The sequence below is a fragment of the Neobacillus soli NBRC 102451 genome, assembly GCF_001591665.1.
GTDB classification, from domain to species: domain Bacteria; phylum Bacillota; class Bacilli; order Bacillales; family Cytobacillaceae; genus Neobacillus; species Neobacillus soli.
In genome coordinates this window covers 84,529-91,035 of record NZ_BCVI01000058.1, presented here as the reverse complement: position 1 = coordinate 91,035, position 6,507 = coordinate 84,529, and the positions used below count along the sequence as shown (strand labels likewise).

The following is a 6,507-nucleotide window of genomic DNA, read 5'->3' as shown; positions in this document are numbered from 1 at the left end:
GTGCTCCAGTCCATACGACGCTGAACAGGGCACTTGCGCTTTTCTTAATTAGCTTATTCAATGATTTGGGCGTTTGACACCTTTCTTTGCTATTTCTTAGGCAATCGTCACCATCCTAAATCCAAACACATAAGGTACATTAAATAGAAGGAAAGGTGCATAGGAATGATACATGAACAAGATCTTAACGGAAACGTGGTGATCAGGATATGAAAAATTCGTCACAATTTAATTTTATCGGAGATATCAATGTCCAAACTATGCAAAGGCAATCTGGTATTTTTATAGGGGAAGAAAATAATGCCATCGGCTGGAGTACCCATGGCAAAGAAAATAATGTGATTGGGGGGATTAGTGGTCAGTATAATCTTCTTTTTCAAAATATCTCTATTCTAAATGATCCTGATTTTATCGATACTCCCATTGATGACCGTGATATTAATATTTCATTTGAGAATCCGAGTAAGGAAGATGCTTCGAGCATCACGCTTGGGTCAGTAAATGTCAATACGATGGAGCAAAATAGCTCTGTATTCCTTGGAAAGTCTCATGTAACGGGGATGGACGCCAATGAAAAAGTGAATTTTTCACAAGGTGCTATATTTGGAAATCAAAATCATTTGTTGAATAATTTAAATACAAACAATGATCAAGATTTTATAGATGCCATAATGGAAGATCAAGATATCAAGATTGCAAATTTAAAAGAATGAAAATTCAATGATTACTGAAACGATAACCTTTGGCTGTTTTGGTTATTTTTTTTTGACTTGGTGCGTTAGTTTCTGACATTGTTTCTTGTTTCGCCTTCTCTTTATCCATTTTTAAAATGTAAGGGTGGGAAAGGTCTTCCGTGCTTCCAATATTATTTCCAATAATAAGTTTTCCGCTCAACTCGTCGATTTCTAGATTGTCTAGTCGGAAAATAATGTTTTCTAAATAATCAATTTGAACATGATCAAATTGAATGTTTTTTCCAACCTCCTCCTTTTGTTTTTGCTCAAGCAGTTCAATAATTCGATCTAATTTATTGAGAAGAAGAGAGTCTATCTTATTTTCTTTTTCGACCTGTTTCTTTTTAAAAGAAAAAAATTTAAACATAAACTCCCTCCAAACGGTTAAATGGGGGAACTTAAAATCAATAGGAGTCCGTCCATTTTCCGCTTTTTGCATGATTATGTATAGGCTGCATTTTTCGTATCGCTTAAGACACCTTTTTTTAATTTATGCGGTGGATAGTAGACATATTCCGGTGCCTGACATCTCCAATCAAGTCATATACAAAGCTGTTACATTAGGCAGAAAAAGCGGAGGGGAACCGACCCCGCCGATTTAAATTTTCCATGATGGCCAACAGTGATCCGTTGCCTGAGCCCCGAATGCGTTTGGGAGAAGGGTTATTCGGGATTTTCCGAAACTTCTAAAAAATTCCCACTAAATGTCGTAAGTCTCTGAAAATATGTCGTAAGTGGCTGAAATTGTGTAGTAAGTGACGGAAAATGTGTCGTATATGCCCTAAAAATAAGACGCACTTGGCCCAAAATACGAAGGAAAATCCCTTATCAGAGTATGAAGGACTAATCTTTAGCAGAGAGCCAGTGATTAGTCCATCATAATCTAAGTATCATTATATATACAAAAAGCAGAGGAGGTTTATTCATTCGAATAAAAACCTCCTCTGCTTTTGTTAAATAACCGCCCGTCTCTATAGTCCCCCGAGATATGCTTTTTTAATTTCTTCACTTGCCTGCAATTCAGCAGCGGTCCCTGAAATTTCGATGCGGCCGGTTTCGATGACATAGGCGCGGTTGGCAATTGATAATGCCATGTTGGCGTTTTGTTCAACGAGCAGGACGGTCGTTCCGTCCTTATTGATCTGCTCGATAATGTTAAAAATTTGTTTTACCATTAGTGGTGCCAATCCCATAGAAGGCTCGTCGAGGAGCAGCAGCTTTGGCTTGGCCATGATGGCACGGCCCATTGCCAGCATTTGCTGTTCACCACCGGAAAGTGTACCGGATAATTGCTTGCGGCGTTCCAAAAGTCGAGGGAATAGCTCATACACTTTTTCCATATCCTTGCGAACCCCGCTGGCATCCTTTCTTGTATAGGCTCCCAATTCCAAATTTTCCTCTACTGACATGTTGGAAAAAACACGGCGTCCTTCTGGGACGTGTGAAATTCCGGCTTTTACAATCGCCTGAGGGGCCTTAGCGGAAATCGGCTTGCCTAAGTATTCAATCGCCCCTGATTTTGGCTTGAGAAGGCCGGATAAGGTTTTTAGAAGCGTACTTTTTCCTGCACCGTTTGCACCGATTAAGGTAACAATTTCGCCTTCCTTTACCTCTAATGAAATTCCTTTGAGTGCATGAATGTTTCCATAAAATACATTAATATCGTTGACTTTAAGCATGCTCGCTTGGAACCTCCTCTCCTAAGTAGGCCTCAATCACCTTCGGATGGCTGCGAATTACATCTGGTGTTCCTTCTGCAATCAGCTGGCCATGGTCGAGTACATAAATTCGTTCACAGATGCCCATGACTAGCTGCATATCATGTTCAATTAACAAAATCGTTAGCCCAAACTGTTTACGAATAAATGCGATTAGTTCCATTAGTTCGTGGGTCTCTTGCGGATTCATCCCGGCTGCCGGTTCATCCAGCAGCAATAGTTTCGGACCGGCAGCTAAAGCACGGGCAATTTCTAATCGACGCTGCTGCCCGTATGGTAAATTTTTTGCCTTTTCATCCTTTAAACTGTCTAGGTTAAAAATTTTCAAAAATTCGAGCGCTTTATTCTCCATATTCTTTTCCTCTGAAAAATGGGAAGGAAGACGGAAAATAGAGCTCAAAATAGAGTTTTTCGCTAACGAATGATAGGCTACTTTTACATTGTCTATTACGGATAATTCACTGAACAGGCGAATATTTTGGAAGGTACGGCTGATCCCGCTTTGAGTTACCTTGTAGGGAGGCAGGCCGTTCAGCCGCTTTCCGTTAAACAAAATCTCACCTTCAGTTGGTACGTAGACACCTGTTAATAAGTTAAAGCTTGTCGTTTTTCCGGCGCCGTTCGGCCCTATAAGACCGACAAGTTCTCCTTGATGCAGTTCCATATTAAAGCCAGAAACAGCTTTTAATCCGCCAAACTGAATTCCGGCATTTTTTACTTCTAGCAGTGCCATTCTAATTGCCTCCTTTAGCCGGTTTCCACTTAAATAAATCTGTGATTTCACGTGTACCCATCAAGCCTTGAGGACGGTACAGCATGACAATTACCAAGACTAAGCTATAGATAATCATCCGTGTTTCCGGATATTGCGCTAAAAACGTTGAAACAAGGGTTAATAGGATGGCTGAAATCACCGACCCGGTCAGGCTGCCAAGACCACCTAAGACAACGAAGATGAGAATATCAAATGATTTTAAGAAACCGAAATTGCCGGGCTGTAAGATATAGAAATTATGTGAAAATAACCCGCCGGCAATTCCGGCAAAAAATGATCCGATGGCAAAAGCAAGAACTTTATAATAGGTAGTATTGATTCCCATGGCATCGGCAGCAATCTCATTTTCCCGAACCGCAATACATGCACGTCCATGTCTGGAATTGGTAAAGTTGGCGATCACCAGAACCGTAATAAATAGACAGACAAACGTGATGGTCCAGGTGGTAAGATGGGATACCTGCATCCCAGCTGCCCCGCCAACATAGTCAATATTAAATAGCACAATCCGAATGATTTCCGCAAACCCGAGGGTGGCAATGGCCAAATAGTCCCCTCGCAGCCTTAAGGTAGGAATCCCCACAATAAGACCAGTAAGAGCGGCAACTATTCCGCCAATAACGATGGCGAGAATAAACGGCAAATCAAATTTCATCGTGGCAATGGCCGAAATATAAGCCCCAACTGCCAAAAAACCAGCATGGCCGATGGAGAACTGGCCGGTAATGCCAATGACCAAATGGAGGCTGACTGCTAAAATAATATTTATTGATATTGTAATGATCAAGTTACTATAATATTGATTTAATAATCCGGAGCCGATGAAAAATTGGACGACTCCATACACAATCGCCGCTAGAATCACAAATGCCCAAAATGGTTTTGATTTCTTCATTATTTTTCACCTATACTTTCTCTCTTGTATTTTTACCAAAGATGCCTGATGGTTTAAAGATCAGTATGAGAATCAAAATGATAAAGGCGGCTGCATCTCTCCATAAAGAAAATCCTGCGGCACTGACCAATGATTCGACAGAACCGAGGATAATTCCGCCAACCATCGCTCCCGGAATGCTGCCGATACCGCCCAAAACAGCTGCAACGAACGCTTTTAACCCAGGAATCACACCCATTAATGGTTCAATTTTTGTATAATAGGCCCCGTACACGACCCCGGCCGCTCCTGCTAATGCCGATCCAATGGCAAACGTGAAGGAAATCGTTCTGTCAACGTTTATTCCCATTAAGCGGGCAGCATCCATGTCAAGAGATACAGCGCGCATCGCTTTACCCATTTTTGTGCGGTGAACAATAAATTGTAAAATAATCATTAGGATAATAGAGGTTAATAAGATAAATAAAGACTGGCTGTTAATTTGGGCACCAAATAAATTGATGGCTTTGTTTGGTAAAACATCAGCAGGATACGCTTCCGGCTGTGCTCCACGTATATAAATCATTAAATATTCAATCAACAGTGACATACCAATTGCTGTAATCAAAGCAGCAATTCTCGTAGCATTCCGAAGCCGTTTATAGGCAATCCGTTCAATTAATACTCCAAATACAGCACAGACAGCCATTGATATAATGAGTGCCGGCAAGAAGCTTAATCCCCATCCCGTAATCGCATAGAACCCAATAAAGGCACCTACCATAAATACATCACCGTGTGCAAAGTTGATCAATTTAATGATTCCATACACCATAGTGTATCCTAATGCGATTAAGGCATAGATGCTGCCGAGTGAAATTCCATTTATTAGTTGTTGTAACCAATCCATGCGTGTTTTCTCCTTTTTTCTAAGGTATTGTTACCCTTGTCTGTTCATTTCCGCTCCTATCAATATAGTGTGTGAAATCAACCATTTTTTTTAGCAAAGCCTTTTTTAAAAAAAGTAAAATGGAAGGATAATCCTTCCATTTTACTGGTCTGTTTATTAAGGATTAATTTTTGTGTTAAACACTTGCTTACCGTCTTTGTACTCTAAAATTGTTGCAGTTTTAATTGGGTGGTGATTTTTATCAAGCGATAATACCCCAGTTACAAGGGATAAATCTTTAGTTTTTGCTAATTCTTTTTGAATTTTAACGGAGTCTGTGCTGCCAGCACGCTTAATGGCATCGGCTAAGAAATAAACTGTGTCATAACCAAGGGCATTGAAAGCGTTAGGGGCATCGCCATTGTTCTTAGCTTTGAATGCTGTAACAAATTCTTGAACCTTTTTATCTGGATCCTCGGTAGAATAGTGGTTGATTAGGTAAGTGTTATTTAATGCATCTGCACCGGCTAAATCAACTAATTTAGGAGAATCCCAGCCATCAGCACCCATTAATGGAACTGTGATACCTAGCTCGCGGGCTTGCTTCACAATTAAGCCAACCTCTTCATAATAGCCTGGGATAAAAATAAATGATGGATTTTTCGCCTTGATGTTAGTTAATGTAGCGCGGAAGTCAGTATCCTTTGCTACATATGATTCTTCTTTAACGATTTTACCGCCGGCTTTTTTAAATGTTTCCTTGAAAGCATTGGAAAGTCCTTTTGCATAGTCACTTGAGTTGTCGGAAAAGATGGCTGCATCTTTAACTTTTAAATTATTCAAAGCAAAATTGGCTGCAACTGTACCTTGAAATGGATCAATGAAAGATGTACGGAAAACGAATTCTCTTACTTTTCCTTTTTCATCTACAGTAACAGTTGGGCTTGTTCCTCCTGGAGCCATAAGAACTGTCTTGGTATCATTTGCAATCTGCGCTTGTGCAACGGTATTTCCGCTTGTTGCAGCCCCGATTACGGCATTTACTTTGTCTTGGCTTGTAAGTTTAATAATTCCGTTTGTTGCTTCAGCTGCTTCCGATTTATTGTCCACTTTAACGACTTTGATTTGTTTCCCCTCAACGCCGCCAGCTTTGTTAATTTCGGATACGGCCATTTCAACACCTTTGGTCATTGATTCTCCGTAGGATGCAACGTTACCGGAAAGCTCCATGTTTACTCCAAGTTTGAAGTCCTTGGAATTACCGCCGTCGCCACCGCTCGCTTGATTTCCTCCGGAACAACCGGCAAGGATTCCGGCAGCTAAAGCTGAAACCATAAACACCTTACTAAATTTCTTTTTCATTTCTAGTTCCCCCTTTGAAGTTTTTTAATTTTTCTGACACTATTATCCGAAATGGAGTATCGGTAAATGATAGTTAGAAATGATTTAACAATTAGTATATTAAAACAATTTTTCGCTTTCGTCTAGTATATTATTTCAATATTTCAGAAATTTAT

7 protein-coding genes are annotated in these 6,507 nt (G+C 40.2%); 1 reads left to right on the top strand and 6 read right to left on the bottom strand.

Annotated features, from left to right (window positions below; all coding sequences use genetic code 11):
- Positions 1-209: 209 nt before the first annotated feature.
- Positions 210-713, top strand: a complete 504-nt coding sequence (locus BSO02S_RS20160; RefSeq protein WP_066071779.1) for a hypothetical protein — start codon at positions 210-212, stop codon at positions 711-713.
- 4 nt (positions 714-717) lie between these two features.
- On the opposite strand, the gene BSO02S_RS20155 is transcribed toward BSO02S_RS20160, so the two are convergent.
- The 6 genes from BSO02S_RS20155 to BSO02S_RS20130 all read right to left on the bottom strand — a co-directional run bounded on the left by BSO02S_RS20155 (position 718) and on the right by BSO02S_RS20130 (position 6,352).
- Positions 718-1,101 (bottom strand): hypothetical protein, encoded by a 384-nt coding sequence (locus tag BSO02S_RS20155; protein ID WP_066071773.1) that lies wholly within the window; start codon positions 1,099-1,101, stop codon positions 718-720.
- Between the two features lie 604 nt (positions 1,102-1,705).
- On the bottom strand, positions 1,706-2,413 hold the full coding sequence (locus BSO02S_RS20150; RefSeq protein ID WP_066071770.1) for an ABC transporter ATP-binding protein: 708 nt from the start codon (positions 2,411-2,413) through the stop codon (positions 1,706-1,708).
- Positions 2,406-3,185: an ABC transporter ATP-binding protein gene (locus BSO02S_RS20145; protein ID WP_066071767.1), complete on the bottom strand. Its 780-nt coding sequence runs from the start codon at positions 3,183-3,185 to the stop codon at positions 2,406-2,408. The genes BSO02S_RS20150 and BSO02S_RS20145 overlap by 8 nt, the downstream gene beginning before the upstream one ends.
- 1 nt (position 3,186) lies before the next feature.
- Positions 3,187-4,122, bottom strand: a complete 936-nt coding sequence (locus BSO02S_RS20140) for a branched-chain amino acid ABC transporter permease (protein WP_066071763.1) — start codon at positions 4,120-4,122, stop codon at positions 3,187-3,189.
- 10 nt (positions 4,123-4,132) lie between these two features.
- Positions 4,133-5,011 carry a branched-chain amino acid ABC transporter permease gene (locus BSO02S_RS20135; RefSeq protein ID WP_066071760.1) on the bottom strand — a complete coding sequence of 293 codons (879 nt, stop codon included), beginning with the start codon at positions 5,009-5,011 and terminating at the stop codon, positions 4,133-4,135.
- 156 nt (positions 5,012-5,167) lie between these two features.
- Positions 5,168-6,352, bottom strand: a complete 1,185-nt coding sequence (locus BSO02S_RS20130; protein WP_066071757.1) for an ABC transporter substrate-binding protein — start codon at positions 6,350-6,352, stop codon at positions 5,168-5,170.
- Positions 6,353-6,507 lie beyond the last annotated feature (155 nt).